The organism is Desulfovibrio sp. ZJ200 (assembly GCF_011039095.1).
GTDB lineage: Bacteria > Desulfobacterota > Desulfovibrionia > Desulfovibrionales > Desulfovibrionaceae > Desulfovibrio.
In genome coordinates, this window is sequence record NZ_JAAKEH010000028.1 from 1 (window position 1) to 14,453 (window position 14,453).

The 14,453-nt window shown below is 49.0% G+C and carries 12 protein-coding genes and 2 pseudogenes; 4 read left to right on the forward strand and 10 right to left on the reverse strand.

Annotation, left to right across the window (positions count from 1 at the left end):
• From G7Y52_RS09125 to G7Y52_RS09140, 4 genes and pseudogenes are all read left to right on the forward strand, one after another.
• Positions 1 to 128 (forward strand): annotated as a pseudogene (locus tag G7Y52_RS09125) (IS481 family transposase); the annotation flags it as partial.
• Between the two features lie 35 nt (positions 129 to 163).
• Positions 164 to 883, forward strand: a pseudogene (locus tag G7Y52_RS09130) (integrase core domain-containing protein); the annotation flags it as partial.
• A 99-nt stretch (positions 884 to 982) separates the two neighbouring features.
• The gene (locus tag G7Y52_RS09135; RefSeq protein ID WP_165070729.1) at positions 983 to 1,438 is read left to right on the forward strand and encodes a DUF3800 domain-containing protein; all 456 of its coding nucleotides are present in this window, start codon (positions 983 to 985) and stop codon (positions 1,436 to 1,438) included.
• Positions 1,407 to 2,153 carry a DUF3800 domain-containing protein gene (locus tag G7Y52_RS09140; RefSeq protein WP_165070732.1) on the forward strand — a complete coding sequence of 249 codons (747 nt, stop codon included), beginning with the start codon at positions 1,407 to 1,409 and terminating at the stop codon, positions 2,151 to 2,153. The genes G7Y52_RS09135 and G7Y52_RS09140 overlap by 32 nt, the downstream gene beginning before the upstream one ends.
• On the opposite strand, the gene G7Y52_RS09145 is transcribed toward G7Y52_RS09140, so the two are convergent.
• The 10 genes from G7Y52_RS09145 to G7Y52_RS09190 form a co-directional block, all read right to left on the reverse strand.
• Positions 2,135 to 2,623, reverse strand: a complete 489-nt coding sequence (locus tag G7Y52_RS09145; protein ID WP_206215250.1) for a hypothetical protein — start codon at positions 2,621 to 2,623, stop codon at positions 2,135 to 2,137. The two genes, G7Y52_RS09140 and G7Y52_RS09145, sit on opposite strands and share 19 nt — an antisense overlap.
• 401 nt (positions 2,624 to 3,024) lie before the next feature.
• Positions 3,025 to 3,480 (reverse strand): helix-turn-helix transcriptional regulator, encoded by a 456-nt coding sequence (locus tag G7Y52_RS09150; RefSeq protein WP_241159684.1) that lies wholly within the window; start codon positions 3,478 to 3,480, stop codon positions 3,025 to 3,027.
• 45 nt (positions 3,481 to 3,525) lie between these two features.
• Positions 3,526 to 3,717 (reverse strand): hypothetical protein, encoded by a 192-nt coding sequence (locus tag G7Y52_RS15305; protein ID WP_241159685.1) that lies wholly within the window; start codon positions 3,715 to 3,717, stop codon positions 3,526 to 3,528.
• 427 nt (positions 3,718 to 4,144) lie between these two features.
• Positions 4,145 to 5,572 carry a mannose-1-phosphate guanylyltransferase/mannose-6-phosphate isomerase gene (locus tag G7Y52_RS09160; RefSeq protein ID WP_165070747.1) on the reverse strand — a complete coding sequence of 476 codons (1,428 nt, stop codon included), beginning with the start codon at positions 5,570 to 5,572 and terminating at the stop codon, positions 4,145 to 4,147.
• Positions 5,573 to 5,602: 30 nt separating this feature from the next.
• Positions 5,603 to 7,018: a sulfotransferase gene (locus G7Y52_RS09165; RefSeq protein ID WP_206215251.1), complete on the reverse strand. Its 1,416-nt coding sequence runs from the start codon at positions 7,016 to 7,018 to the stop codon at positions 5,603 to 5,605.
• Positions 7,015 to 8,106 (reverse strand): hypothetical protein, encoded by a 1,092-nt coding sequence (locus tag G7Y52_RS09170; protein ID WP_165070749.1) that lies wholly within the window; start codon positions 8,104 to 8,106, stop codon positions 7,015 to 7,017. The genes G7Y52_RS09165 and G7Y52_RS09170 overlap by 4 nt, the downstream gene beginning before the upstream one ends.
• A gap of 3 nt (positions 8,107 to 8,109) precedes the next feature.
• Entirely contained in the window at positions 8,110 to 9,441 is a 1,332-nt protein-coding gene (locus tag G7Y52_RS09175; RefSeq protein WP_165070750.1) for a glycosyltransferase family 1 protein, read from the reverse strand.
• A gap of 20 nt (positions 9,442 to 9,461) precedes the next feature.
• On the reverse strand, positions 9,462 to 11,276 hold the full coding sequence (locus tag G7Y52_RS09180) for an ABC transporter ATP-binding protein (RefSeq protein ID WP_165070751.1): 1,815 nt from the start codon (positions 11,274 to 11,276) through the stop codon (positions 9,462 to 9,464).
• Positions 11,269 to 12,393 (reverse strand): glycosyltransferase, encoded by a 1,125-nt coding sequence (locus G7Y52_RS09185; protein WP_165070752.1) that lies wholly within the window; start codon positions 12,391 to 12,393, stop codon positions 11,269 to 11,271. Before G7Y52_RS09185 ends, G7Y52_RS09180 begins: the two co-directional genes overlap by 8 nt.
• A gap of 329 nt (positions 12,394 to 12,722) precedes the next feature.
• Positions 12,723 to 13,745: a site-specific integrase gene (locus tag G7Y52_RS09190; RefSeq protein ID WP_165070753.1), complete on the reverse strand. Its 1,023-nt coding sequence runs from the start codon at positions 13,743 to 13,745 to the stop codon at positions 12,723 to 12,725.
• Positions 13,746 to 14,453 lie beyond the last annotated feature (708 nt).

Sequence of the window (14,453 nt, forward strand, 5' to 3'; positions counted from 1 at the left end):
ATGCCTGGCTGAATGAGTACAACACGGAGCGAAGCCACCAGGGCAAGATGTGTTGCGGACGGACGCCCATGCAAACCCTGCTTGACGGCAAGGCCATCTGGAAGGAAAAGGTCGGGCAGCTCAACTAACCAGACAACGGACCCATCAAAACGGAGACTACTGTCAGATCAAGTCTGAACTACTACAGTTGAGGCGACTCCGCGAGATTTCTCTCTCCATTGCGTCCATTCACAAGGTTCTTTGTCGCCATCAGGCAAAGCCTTTGGTGAGCTATCATCGAAAAAAAGACTTTACACGTTACCAACGATCGATTCCCGGTGAGCGAGTACAAGTGGATACCTGCAAAATCGCTCCTGGCCTGTAGCAATACACCGCCGTGGACGACTGTACTCGTTATCGGGTGTTACGGGTATATGCCCGCCGAACTGCGAGCAATACGTTGGATTTCCTTGATTGCGTCCTTGAAGAAATGCCCTTTCCTATTCAACGAATGCAAACGGATCGAGGCCGTGAATTTTTTGCCGTCATCGTCCAGGAACGCTTAAAGCAATATGGAATCAAGTTTCGTCCGACGAACAAACCAGCCTCTCCGCACTTGAACGGGAAGGTTGAACGTTCACAAAAGACAGATAGAATCGAATTCTACAGTACTATCAACATTTCGCCATCCGACATTGATATGCTTCTTGCGGAGTGGCAACATTACTATAATTGGGAGCGTCCTCACAGTGCACACAAAGCAAAAACACCTATGGAGCGGTACTGTGAATTGATGGAGCGGACACCACTGTCTGAAGAAGTTGCAGGCAACTACCACCCTGAACGAGAGCACATCCAAGAACAAAATTACAGCCTGGAACTTCGGCTCAGAAAATTGAAATGATGTCTATGAATCACACATATAAAATGTCTGATATTGCTAATTTTCCTAATTCAACAAATTTTACTTCTTGCCAGTTTCATTTTGTTTGATGAGGTCAGCATGAGTATTTACTGTGATGAATCTGGATTCACTGGAAATAATATGTTAAATGAAGATCAGCCACATTTTTCCTATGTTGGTATCAATATTTCGGAAGAATATGCTGCTGAAAAAATTATAAATTTCACCAAAAAACATAATATACGCCAAGAAGAAATAAAAGGACAATCTTTACTATCTAAAAGTAATAGATATAAAGAGGCTATTGGTGAATTATTTATAGAACTTATTGAAAAAACAAAAATTACTGTATCATTAAAAAAATATTCCCTTGCATGTAGTTTCTTTGAATATATATTTGAACCATTGATTGCAAAGAAAAATTCTTTATTTTATGAATCAGGATTTCATCAGTATATTGCTAATACTATATACTTGAATTCATATGGAAATAATAAAACAGCAAATGATATGCTTTTAGAATTTGAAAAATTTATGCGCAATAAAAAAAAATAATCTGCTATCTTTGTTTGATAAAAAATCTCATTTATCATATGATATAAGTCATATTATAGAATTTGCATCAATACATAGAGACAAAATAATAGATGAATTCCAAGGGCTTGGAGCTTCTCAAAAGTGGATTCTAGATAATAGCATGACCCTATTGTATCATGTGCTCTGTGAATGGACTGTTGATATAGGTGAACTAACTGTTGTTTGTGATGAATCTAAACCATTGAAGGCCATTACTGATACTTTTGAAAATTTTGTGAATCGAAAAGATCAATTCTGGCGTGAAATGAATGGGAAAAAGTACCCTTCGATACCACACTTATCTAAAAATATATCATTTGAAAATTCAAAAAATAATCCAGGATTACAACTTGCTGACATTATGGCATCAACAACAACCTATATTTTAAACCATAGAAACACTTGTTCATATGCAAAAAATTGGATTGATTTATTACTACCACATATAAGCCTAGCGATTGTTCCTGATTTGGAATATTTTTCGATTTCGAATGCTGATCTATGGAGAAATGTTCTTATTTTAGAAGAACTTATTAGACGCTCAAGAGCGAATAAAGATTTACTATATGGAATTGAAAAAGAATTTCTATTGGCACAGATAAGCGCAAAAGGTATGGCTTTAGAGCTTGCCTCAAAGGATAACGAACAAAAATCTAGTATTCAACCGGCCGATATTCATTCCCCCGCAAGATAGGCTTGTATTTTCCCGATAATGTAGGCTTCAAGCCGCGAACTGAACGCCCGGTACACCGGGGCCACCAGCGGCCGCGGTTCCTGTTTCAGTTCCCGCGTGTCTTTCGCCAGGGGTACCCCGGCCGCCCAAAACGCCCGGCGCATGGCCGGGGTCACGGGTTGCGTGCCGGTAAACTCAAATGCGCCCCTGCTTCCGCGTTTGCCCGTCTGAACAGCCGCCAAATGCGCCGCGGCGGACGGGGTAACGGCTCCCACATCCACCCGAGCCTTGTTCACCATTTGATAGCGTATGGCGTTCCACAGGCGGCCGCCCATCGGGTTTGGTCCACGCGTGATGCCGCGCCCCTGCCATCGGTTGAAAGCGTTCGGAATGGACTGCCCGCGCAGGCGGCCGCTTCGCGTGTAGGACGTGCCCCGGCGCTTGCCCCGGAAAAAAGAAAAACTCCCGGCCGCTATCACTATTCCTGCCATGAGGAGTTGAAGAAGCATCTGCATGCCTTTCTTATGGCGTATAACTTTGCGGGAAGACTGAAAACACTGAAAGGGAAATCTCCCTATGAATTTGTGAGAGCGATATGGGCTGCTGAGCCCGAAAGATTTCATGTGAATCAAAACCACTTCACTGTGGGACTAAACACCAGCCGGACAGCAATGGGCCATAATCAGCGGCCACAGCGGCAACAGATTTTTCCCCCAGCCGCCGTACCATTTTTTCTCGACCTCTTGCCGTAAGTTTGGCATTCTTATGGCTGTTCACCCTTCTTCCCTTCCCGTTTGCTGTTGTTTTGTCACTTCCAGCTTACCGGATTGAAGGAGGGTGAACAACCTATTGAAACATTACAACTAGAGCATGGTACAGGGAAAGCTGGAGACTACGGCTGCCGCTGCCGCTCTCGCGGGCGGGCAATTTCTTCCAGCAGCAGGCACATCTTTTTCCACAAGTTTCTGTTTTCAGCGTAAAGATCCCGCCGTTCCTCCTCAAGGGCTGTCAGGCGTTTTTTCAGCTCCGCGCACTGCGGGCAGGAGCACTCCCGGCTCTCGCGCGGCGCGGCGGCCGCGATTTGTTCCGCCTGAGGGGCAGTGGTCAGGCACGGAGCGGGCTTGTGCGCCGCTTCGCGGGAGGCGGATTCCGCGCCGGTCAGCAGCCAGTCAGGCGAAGCGCCGGTGAGGGCGCAGATTTTGAGAATCACGTCGGATTTGGGCAGATTTTCGTCCCGCTCATAAAAGCCCAGAGCGCCCTTGCTGATCTCAAGCCTGGCGGCGAATTTTTCCTGTGATTCCTTGCCGCGAGCCATTTTGATGCGTGAGCCGAGAGTGGTCATGGTCATAATGTCGTGCCTGCGCAAAAAGGGCGAGTGGTAACGCTACCCGCTTCAGGCTTGCGGGCAGTCCGTGCCGAAGCGGGCGGCATGTTCCCTGAGCGTGCGATCCAGGGCCAGCGCGGCCTTGCGCGCCTGCCGCCAGGCATTGACCTCTTCCAGCAGGATCTTGTTGACCACGTTCTGGACGGCGGCCTCCTCGGCGGCCATCTGGCGGCTGAGGGTCAGCGCGCCGTCGCGCAACACGGCCTCGCGTTCCTTGGCCGGGGCTTTGGATCAGGCTTTTTGCAGATCGGCAAAGCCCTGTTACAGACGCTGGCGGGCCTGAGCCAGATGGGCGCGCCCGGCCTCGGCGGCGCTGGATCAGGTCATGATCTGCTCCAGATCCACGGTGGCGATCCGGGGGGCTGCGACCGCGGCGGACGCGGGCTTGTCGCCCTCCAGGCTGCCGCTCAGGAGGCAGGCGGCAAGCAGGCCGTAAGGGCAAGGAGGAATGTACTACGGCACATGGGGCTGATTTCCTGTTGTTATGCGTGTCGGATCAGTGAGATGATAGTGCTTTTACAACGCTCTGAGACGCTTTTTCTTCTCGCGGGCGCCAGCTAACGCTGTCGCCAGAGCGTTTTGCTCATGAGTTTGCAGCGATCCTCCGGAAATATTTGCTTCGTAATCCTCAATGAGTACGTCCATAGATGTCATCAAAGCGAACAATGTCATCTTCTCCAAGATAGGAACCAGATTGAATTTCTATAAGGACGAGGGGAATCACCCCAGGGTTTTTCAGGCGATGCATCGTGCCCAACGGAATATAGGTTGATTGGTTTTCTGTAATCATCTGGATGGATTTTCCATTGGTCACTTCAGCGGTTCCGCTGACAACGACCCAATGCTCCGCCCGGTGATGATGCATCTGGAGTGAGAGTTCCGCCCCTGGATTGACGACAATGCGTTTGACCTGAAAACGGCTGGCTATCGCCAGGGTTTCATAACTTCCCCACGGTCGATAAACCAAGGGATGATGCTTTGATTCAGAACGATGCGACTTATTGAGATGTCCAACGATTTCTTTTACATCCTGAACCCGTGAACGATGAACCACAAGGAGTGCATCCTGCGTCTCTATGACGGCGATATTGCTGAGTCCGACAGCTGTCACAAGGCGGTGCGTTCCGTGCAGATAGCAATCTGCGGAATCCTTGCAGATTACGTCGCCGATACAGACATTACGGTTTTCGTCTTTAGAGCCAACCTGATAGAGAGCTTCCCAAGAGCCAAGATCACTCCATTCCGTGGAAAGCGGCACAACAGCCGCAAGCTTTGTTTTTTCCATCACGGCATAATCAATGGATTCCGATGGCGAGGTAAGGAAATCCTTCGCACCAAGGCGAATGAATTTACCATTCTTTTCATTGTTCCGCCAAGCGGCTTCACAGGAGTCATATAATTCAGGCGCGAATTTTTTCAGTTCATTCAAATAGGTAGATGCCCTGAAAAGGAAGATGCCGCTATTCCAGGAAAAGCCTCCCTCTGCCAGCATATCCCTGGCGCTTTGCGCATCCGGTTTTTCTACAAAGCGGATTACACGGTAACCGTTTCCAACGGCTTCGCCTTGCTGGATATAGCCAAAGCCAGTTTCCGGGCCTGTAGGCGTAATGCCGAAGGTGACAATCAACCCCCGCTCGGCCAATTCCCCTGCCTTTAACACACCGTCCGCAAAAGCTTCTTTATCCTGCAGTAAATGATCCGACGGCAATACTAAAAGGATGGGATCCCCATTGCCGATTTCTCGCCCTCTTTCTCTGGCAAAAAAAGAAGCTGCCGCAATAGCGGGGGCTGTATTGCGCGGTTCAGGCTCCAGAATAATTCTGCCAGACATCTCGCATTCCAACAGTGCTGCGCTCACATAAAAGCGGTGGCTTTCAGTACAGAGGATCACTGATTCGGCATTATCACTCAAATAATTTATTCGCTCTAGCGTATTCCTGAAGAGAGTATGCCCGTCTCCCAGATCAACAAACTGTTTGGGATAAAGAGCGCGGGACAAAGGCCATAAGCGGGTACCGCTGCCACCGCATAGAATAACCGGGAAGAAGCTATGCATGAAAGATCATCCTCTTTATATCCAAATAGGCTAAAAATATTTTAACGTAAATTTATTAATGAAAACTAAAAATTTTCGGATAATTTTAGTAAAAAATTTTTGCTTATTAGATATCGTTGATATTTTAACCCCCTTGAAAATGACCGTCAAATCAATATTTGATTTTTCTCCATATGCTCTGAATTCAAATTTTGTATTTTTATCTACAGTTTCATCTACTCTTAAAATGAAGTGAGCGCCATTGAGCAGGAAAACAGGCAAAGTTTTTTTGAAATAGCAATTACCAGACGTATCGACACAATCCAATGTCCATTGCACATATGTAGGAACGTCAGCTATTTCAAAACTAAAACTCGCATCATACGATCCAGGGGGAATAGATATGTATGGCCCATGAAAAATATTATGACTTATTCTGTTCGTCTGGATAATGATATTTCCATCAGCATAAGTATGATCTGTACTGAATAAAGCTGCTGGAATATCCAATTTACCATTTTTAGTTGTTTTAAAATAATTTATATATCGATGAATGAGAGCGATCTCTTTATGGGTGAGAAGTTTTTGCATATCGTCCTGAATAGACCCAGTAGCGCGTGCATCAATAATTTTTCCCTGAAATGTTGCGCAGCACATATTTTTTGTAAAAGGTATAGAAAGCCAATTACAAATAGCCCGCATTGTTTTTTCAGTTTCAAGAATGAGTTCTTCAAATTTAACAATCAATATTTTATCAGGATGTGAAGCACAGAGTTTTTGTATGTTTGCTGTTCTTGAAACTAGTTCAAAGAAAAAATTTTTATCGCCTTCTAAAAATTCCTTCCTGCATTCTGTAGCAAAAGAACTCTTAAGCAGTTTTGCACGACGCAAAATAGCTGATCCTAGCGCGTCAGATATATCTCTGTCAATATAGATAATCCTGCCTTTAGGAAATGACACCAATAATTTTTCATAATCACAGAAGTCGTTATAAGGCATAGTCAATGCATAACGAGGTTTATTATTTGATTTTGTCTCAATAGCACTGTGCAAAGCATCAAATATTGCAGAAAATATATTTTCTTTGTTATAATTTTCCATATTCCAAATTGTTTTCGCAAGATTTTCATCCATACTATAAAAATCAAATGATATTGGTAATCTTATTTGTTCATTGTTTGATAAATGAAAAATATAAAATTGCTGTAAGGATACCGACTCAAGTCTACTCCATTCGGTGGATGTCAGCAGATCGCGAAAGTATTTTAACTGAAGATTATTCCCATAAATCCCTTCCGCCACACCTTTGGGAACACGCTCTTCTAAAGGCACAAAATTAGAGAGTGCGGCTGCAACATTGTCATGCCAAAGCGGGGTGCTGAAACAAAAAGGGTTGCCTTCCAGAAGGGCCAAGAGAACTGCCTTGCCTGCAGTCGGCGCTGCGCATACAGTGAGAGGACTTATCATATGGCCTTCTTTTTAATGATAACGCCAAAGCATGTGGCAGGAAATCCGTCTATTAATAATTTGATATGTGGAACACTGTAAGGCGGATATTTTATATTAATCCCCTCAATTTCCTGATGAAAATAAGGTGGATTATCGATATACAGATCAAATATCTTATTTCCATACGAAAAATCAGCGCCAATAACTTCTCCTCCAAGCTTCCCAATCTCCTCCACAAGATATTCAATATGCTCTTTCTTAAATAATACTGAACCACAATTATCAATGGTTTGAGGCGTATCCAGGAAATTGAATTCTGTTGTGTGAACCGAAATACCTCCAGGCTTAAGAAGGTTGAGCGAATTCTTGAGAAAATCCAATCCAGCCTGTATTGAGCCGATGTGCTCAATAACGCATACTGACCAACAAAAATCATAGAGCCCAAAAAGTTCCGGAGGAATCTGAGTAAGATCTACATAGCGCAATTCCAATTTTGATTTAAAGGTAGTAATATCAACAAGATGCTCATAAAATAAATCAGAGAGGGATTCTGTGTATTGTCCGCCTTTTACCCAATCGCCATTATTATCTTCACCGGGCTTATCGCCCGCGGTAATCTCGCAGCCTCTCTTAATTAAATAACTGGGAAGCGGCTCTCGCCCGCAGCCCAGACCAAGCCCTTTTTTTCCTTCTTGCAACATTCCATGCTCAAAGAGGACCTGTAACACATAGGATTGCTCCCAATTCTTTCTGTGAAAGTTGAAATCTTTTCCTAATTCCCTAATCCAGTACCGGGACCAATCCGATTCAATATCCTCTTGCGTTGAAACCTTACTATTTAAATGGTAAATTCCAGGTGATTCTGGAATTGGACGTTTGGCAATTTCTTTTTTCAATTCTTCTGCAATATAGTGAGCTAATGCTTTATTATTAAGGCTAAGGTATCTAATCATTATCTTATCAGCAGATCCCGTAGGTTGCTGGTTTTTATTAAGGAGCTGAGAGCGCGCAAAAAACGAATTTACAGCCGCATGTATAGAAGAGCTTACAGCCGCGTCTATACGAGATGAAAGAAAATTTTTCAGACGAGTTTTTAACTTCAGCATATTTTACTCCTTTCCTGCAACTTCTGTATAAATCTTGCTTAATTTTTTGGCATAGCGGTCAAGAGAAAACATTTTTGCCCGTATGCGTCCTTTTTCCTCCAATGCCAGACGGTATTCCTCATTTCCGCATACGGCATCAATCCCATTTGCTATTTCATCAACGCTATAAGGATCTACATAATGAACAGCGTCACCGCCGATTTCAGGCAATGAGCTTATATTACTTGTAATTACCGGACAGCCCAATTGCATCGATTCAATCACAGGCAAGCCGCATCCTTCATAAAGGGATGGAAAAACACATGCCGCGGCTCCTGATATAAGCATTGTAAGATGCTCAAACGGTAAAAAAGGAATGCGTAAAATTTTTTCTTTCCCGGATGGGGTTTTCCGTACCTGCTTCACAAGTTGGCTTACATCATCAAAGAGCCAGCCATTTTTCCCTACAATCACGAGAGGGTAGTCACTCTTGGACTTTAAGGCCGCCGATATAATGCGATGTACATTTTTTTTGGGTTCAATAGCGCCATAAAAAATGATATATTTTTTATAAGACATGCCATATACATTTCTAATAAAACTTTGAATATCTTTGATTTCTTTATTAATATATTTTTCATCAATACAAGATGATTGATATGCAACTGAAATTTTTTCTTCATCTTTCACATCAAAATATTCTATTATATCTTTTTTGCTCGATTCCGAGACTGTTATAATTTTATCAGATTTTTTTATTGTATACTTTGTAAGTTCATAGAATTTTTTTATATCTACAGTAGTTGAATATGGTATTTTTAATGGAATAATATCATGAATAGTGGTAATATTTTTTGCATATTTAAAATAACATGGAACTTGAAACGGCTTATGGTATATATCAATATAATTTTTAGTTTTTCTTATACTTAAAAATTTTTTACATATACTAAATAGTATTTCTGATTTTATATGCATATTGCTTTGATTATAAATTCCATTAACATATTCTATACGATCATCAAAAAGTTTTTTATCACTTTCATTTAGTAAGAAAAAAATATTTTCTCCAATGAAATCTATATCATTTATTATATTTAATAAGTTATTTATTTTTCTGCTTATACGAAAAGCTGTGCGAGATTTTTCTTTGTTCTCACCACATTCCAGAGATAATTTTTTGAAAACAATCGCTTTGGCTAGGAGTTCATTATGAACTTGAGGGAGAGGGACCCCAAACTGAAGAAAGACATTGTGATTCAAAAAATTAAGCGCACGGCACAATTCTCTGGTATATCGCGATATCCCAGTGCCACTTTTAGAATATAAATTATATGCGTCAACAAGTACTTGCATTTTTATTCCATTCTATATATTTATTTTTCTGTGCTGTTTGATGTTATATATTCTTCAAGAATATTCTTCACAGTATTATATCCTCGATATTCTCCGTTTTCCAACCACAACACCGTATCGCACACCTCCAGCGTACTCAGCCGATGCGCTGCAATAACGCAGATACGCTTTCCCTTATTGGCCAGCACGGTTTCCTGCACCGCAGCTTCGCTGGCCTGATCCAGGGCGCTGGTGGCTTCATCGAAAATCAGCAGGGCGGGGTTGGCATAGAGCGCCCGCGCTATGGAGACGCGCTGCATCTGCCCGCCGGAAAGGCCGGAGCCGCCCGCGCTGATGGGGCGGTCAATACCCGCGCAGTCCGGCCCCAGAAAGTCGATGGCCGCTTCACGGCAGGCCCGGCGAACCCGCTCGCTGTCCGGCGGCGCGCCCCAGTCGCTGAAGGCCACGTTCTGAGCCACGGTTCCCGCCAGCAAATAAGGGCTTTGCGGCACATAGCCCACCTGTTTGCGGTAGGCGGCCAGCTCCCCGGCGGACATGGGCCTGCCGTCCACCAGCAGGCGTCCTTCCGTGGGTTCCAGCAGCCCGCTCAAAATGTTGATGAACGTGCTCTTGCCCGCGCCCGAGCGCCCCACCAGCCCCAGGGTGGCTCCCAGGGGGATGTGGCAGCTGATATCCGTAAGGGCGTCGCGCTCCGCGCCGGGATAGCGGTAGGAGACATGCTCAAAGACAATTTCCTTGCGGATGCGGAAGTTTTCCGCCGGGGCAGGGACGGTTTCCGGCGTGGCGGCGCAGAGCTGTTCAAAATAGTCCAGACAGGGCAGGGCTGTGGACTGCAATCCCCGGATGCTCACGATGGAGCCCACCACCCGGTTCAACGAGGGCAACACGCGCCAGGCTGTCAGCGTCAGCAGGGCCACGGTGGCGGTAATGGCCGGCAGGGTGGCGTCCTGAATATGGATCAGCAGAAAAATCGCCAGCCAGATCAGCAGAAAGCCGGAGCTTTCCAGCACCCAACTGGGCACGCTGGGGCTGAGCCCCAGAAAGGAACGCGGCCTCATGCCCGCGCGCACGTTACGCGCAATGGTCGCCAGAAAGGCCGGTTGCTGCTGATAAATAATCAGCTCGCGCACCCCGCCGATGGCGGTCATGCTGGCGGCGTTTTCCTCCCGCTGGGCTTCGGCGGCTCTGGCCGCCGCGCGATCGATGCGCCTGCGCAGCAGGCTGTATGTGCCCCAGGAGGCCGCCAGCATAAAAGCCACGGCGCTAAGCGTGACACCCGGCGCATAGAGGGTCAGCCCCGCGAACAGCAGGGTGACGGTAATCAGATTGCTATAAGCCGTCAGAATGTTCAGAAGCACCTGCCCGAGATTGAAGCGCCACTGCATGCAGGTCAGAGCCTGACTGCTTTGGGCGGAAAGATGCCAGCTGTAGGGCATGTACAGAAAGCGTTCCATGATGCTCATACCCACATGAGCCGCGACCTGCTCGCCCAGCATGGCCGAGCGCCAGGCCACCAGGGCGGAGAAAACGTTTTTGCCCGCAATCAGACCGATGGGCAGCAGGCTGGCCCATAAAATCAGGCGGCGGTAATCCGCGAAAACAGGTTCCGCCGCCGGCACAAGCTGGAGAAATGCCTGGGCATACGGCGAGGCCGCGAACTGCGCGGGCGCGTTCAGGACGGTGAAAAATCCCGTCAGGGCCATGATGCTGGCCAGTTCAGTCATGCCCAGAAGAGTCATGATGGCGAACACTCCCCAGATGCGGCGTTGCAGCGCAAAAGGCAGCACAGCGTAAATGCGCTTCAGGTTGGCGAACAGCAGCCGGAGCTTATGCATGGCCCCCGCCGCACAGGTCGCGCCGCAGGCTCCGTAATATTTCCGCCGCCGCATCCACATCCGCCTCGGCCCAGCGGGCCTTGAGCCCCTTGTACACGCCGGAGGCCATGTTGACCGGCACAAGCGTGTAGGGAACGGGATGGGCCAGCGCGCCACGCATGAAATCCATATTGCCCGACCAGCCGGTGGCCACGACGTGCAGGCCGTGGAGCATGGCCTCCCGGATGGTCAGCCCGTAGCCTTCGGAACGGTGCAGGGAAAGATAGACGTCATGGCGCAGATACAGGTCTTCCAGCGCCTCCGCCGTCAGGGGGGCGGTGAGCAGGCCAACGCCGGGCACGCGTGCGCACGCTTGCCGGAATGTCTCAAAGGCCCGGCTGTCAGCTTGGGGAGCATTGATCTTGAAAGTCAGTTCAGCCTCGCCCGGCGCAAAGGCCCGTTCAAAAGAACGCAGGGCCGCGAGAGGATTTTTGCGTTCAAAGGAGGAAGCCGCGTCAAACACGAACAGACAGCGCAGCACGCCATCCTCGGCATAAGCTGTCTTGCGGCGCGCCGGTTGCGGCACGTTATGGGGAACGACGCTGATCTTTTTGTTTGTATGGCCTTGCAGGGCCCTCTGCACAAAAGTGCTGGGCGTTTGCACCTCGTCCACATATTGCAGGGCCTGCCGCCAGATGTCGGGCATGGTTTCCAGCTCCCAGGCCCAGTAGCCGATCAGGCGCTTGCCGCGCAGAAAGTCTTTGCCCAGCTTGCAGAGCGCCAACTGAAACTGCGGCGGATTGGCGTGAATGACCACCGTGCCGTGACCGCGCCTGTTCAGGATTTGCGCCGGGTCCAGCGGTTCTTCGGGGGGGATGAAGTCCCGTCGCTGGAGCATGGCGGCGGTGATGTCCACCATCAGCACATGCGCTCCCAGGCACTGGTGACGTTGCGCGTAAAGACGGGCGGACTGCGCCAGGCCACTGCTGCTGCGGAAAGCTCCGCAGACGAACAGGGGGGAGGCGTCGGCAGCCGTCACGCGTTTCTGCGCGCGCAACAGGCACAAGCCGGCGAGCAACAGGTAACGCAGGCTTTGCGGCGAGGCTTTCCAGCAGCGTTTGAGAAGATTTTTGCCCACCTTTTCCCCGTTCCTGTGACGTCTTGAGGTTCTCACCGCCCGTTGACAGAAACACTGTCGATTTTTTGCGGCGTAAAAAAAGGAAGAAAAAAGATAGGCAGGCGAATTTATGAGGATTTTTTCAAAGTAAATATCTTTGGCAAAAGTTTCCTCAAGGGAGGGTATTGCAAATTAGAGGTGTTAGAGGTATTGCTATCTCAAGATTCATCGACAGTGTTTCTGTCAATGAGCGTTTGATTTGTGACCGAAGAAAAGTGCTCCCGCCCGGGAACGACCAGCTTCCTCCAACGTCTTGTGTTTTTTGTTTTTTTGTCTTTTATCTCCAGCCATTATCGTGTTGCAGGGCTTGCCCGACACCCCTCGTAAGCGCCATACGGGCGCGGAATGAAATTTCCGCCCTTGTGCTCTCCGGTATTTTTCCTGCCGGATCGGGCAAGAAAAACACTCACTGTCTCAGCGACGGCCAGCAGCGACGCCTGCCCCAGATGGGCGTAACGCATGGTGGTCCGGGGATCGCTGTGTCCTAGAAGTCTTTGCACTTCATAGAGGGAGTGCCCCGCATTGACCAAAAACGAGGCAAAGGTGTGCCGCAAATCGTGGATGCGCACATCCGCAAGCCCCAGGCTGCGCCGCAGCCTGTTCCAGAAAAGATAGAGGTCACTGAGGGGCTTTCCCGGAGCATGGCCGGGGAACAGCCACGGGTTGCCAGACTGGCGCGGAATGGCGCGAATGACCGCCATGGCCTCGTCGGACAGCGGAATATGGCGCGGCTTGCCGGACTTGGACAGCGGCACGATGAGAAGCCGCAAATCCAGGCGGGCGTGCTCCCAGCGGGCCTTGAGGATTTCGCTCTTGCGCGCGCCGGTCAGCAAAAGCAGGCGGATGGCGAAGGCTTCCGGCCGGTCGCTTTTTTCCAGCGCCCGCATGAGGCGCTGCGCCTCCTCCCGCGAGAGATAGCGTTCCCGCAACGTGTGGATTTTGAAGCAAGACACGCCCGCGCACGGGGATTGTCCGGCGGGCAGAAGGCCACGCATTACGGCCAGAGAGCAGATCGTTTTGAAGACCGCCAGAATACGGTTGCAGGTGGCCGGGGCCAGACCTCTGGTGGACAGCCCGTGCAGCCAGTCTTCCACTTCGTGGCGTTGGATGTCGGCAAGTCGCCTGTCGCCGAATGCCGGGGAAAGATGCTGCCGCGCAATGCGCTCATCCACGCGCCAGCTCCGCTTGCGGATCGTGACGTGCGGCAGATAGACATTTGCGACAAAGGCATCAAGGGTGATAGGCGCATCACGTCGCCCTGCCTGGGCGGGCGGTTGCTGTGCCGAGGGGTCTGACGAGCGATGACGGGCCATGCGGTGTCCTCCTTGCGTTTGCCGTCTTGATCCAACAACTTTTTCTGTTGGGCAAGGCGGGTTCCGCACAGCGTATCATGGCTTTTTCAAGCGACTCCTTATTTGAAGATGAGGCTATGGCCAGGGCAATCCGCATACGTCCAACCGGAGAGCACAGCTATTTTTTGCTTGACATGATCTGGCAGAGGTGAATTTTTATCGGCTCTTTATACTGTCGATAGGCGCGTGGGTCATGGCGGGAGCGCCGCGTAGCACCTAGGGCGGGCTGTGTCTGCCTTGGATAATCCGGGCATAGGGCATAGGGCATACAAGATGGCGACTGGGCGTGTCACCGCTCTCCCTGCCTTTGGGCTTTTCGGGGATCGAAGGGGCAGCGCCCCTTGCCAGCCGTGAGGCTATACGCGGAGCGTATAGACGAAACGTAAGCTGGCCCTCGGAGACAATGCCGGACGAATGAACAGGCATCCGTGCGAAAAAGGAGACGCATGATGCGGATATCGGGATCGTTGCAGGTGCGTATCTGGCGGGAAACCGGATCGCATCCGGCGCGTCGCTGATAGGTATGGCGGCGGCATGAGGCAAGCATCCAGCTCGCGGGAAAGCGGTACGCGGCGAAAGTCTGGGCACCATGCGGCAGCCGTTCAATCTGTATTTGGCTCACAGAATGGTCGGCAGGGTGAGCGTGACAGCGGGGGCATCCGAATGCCA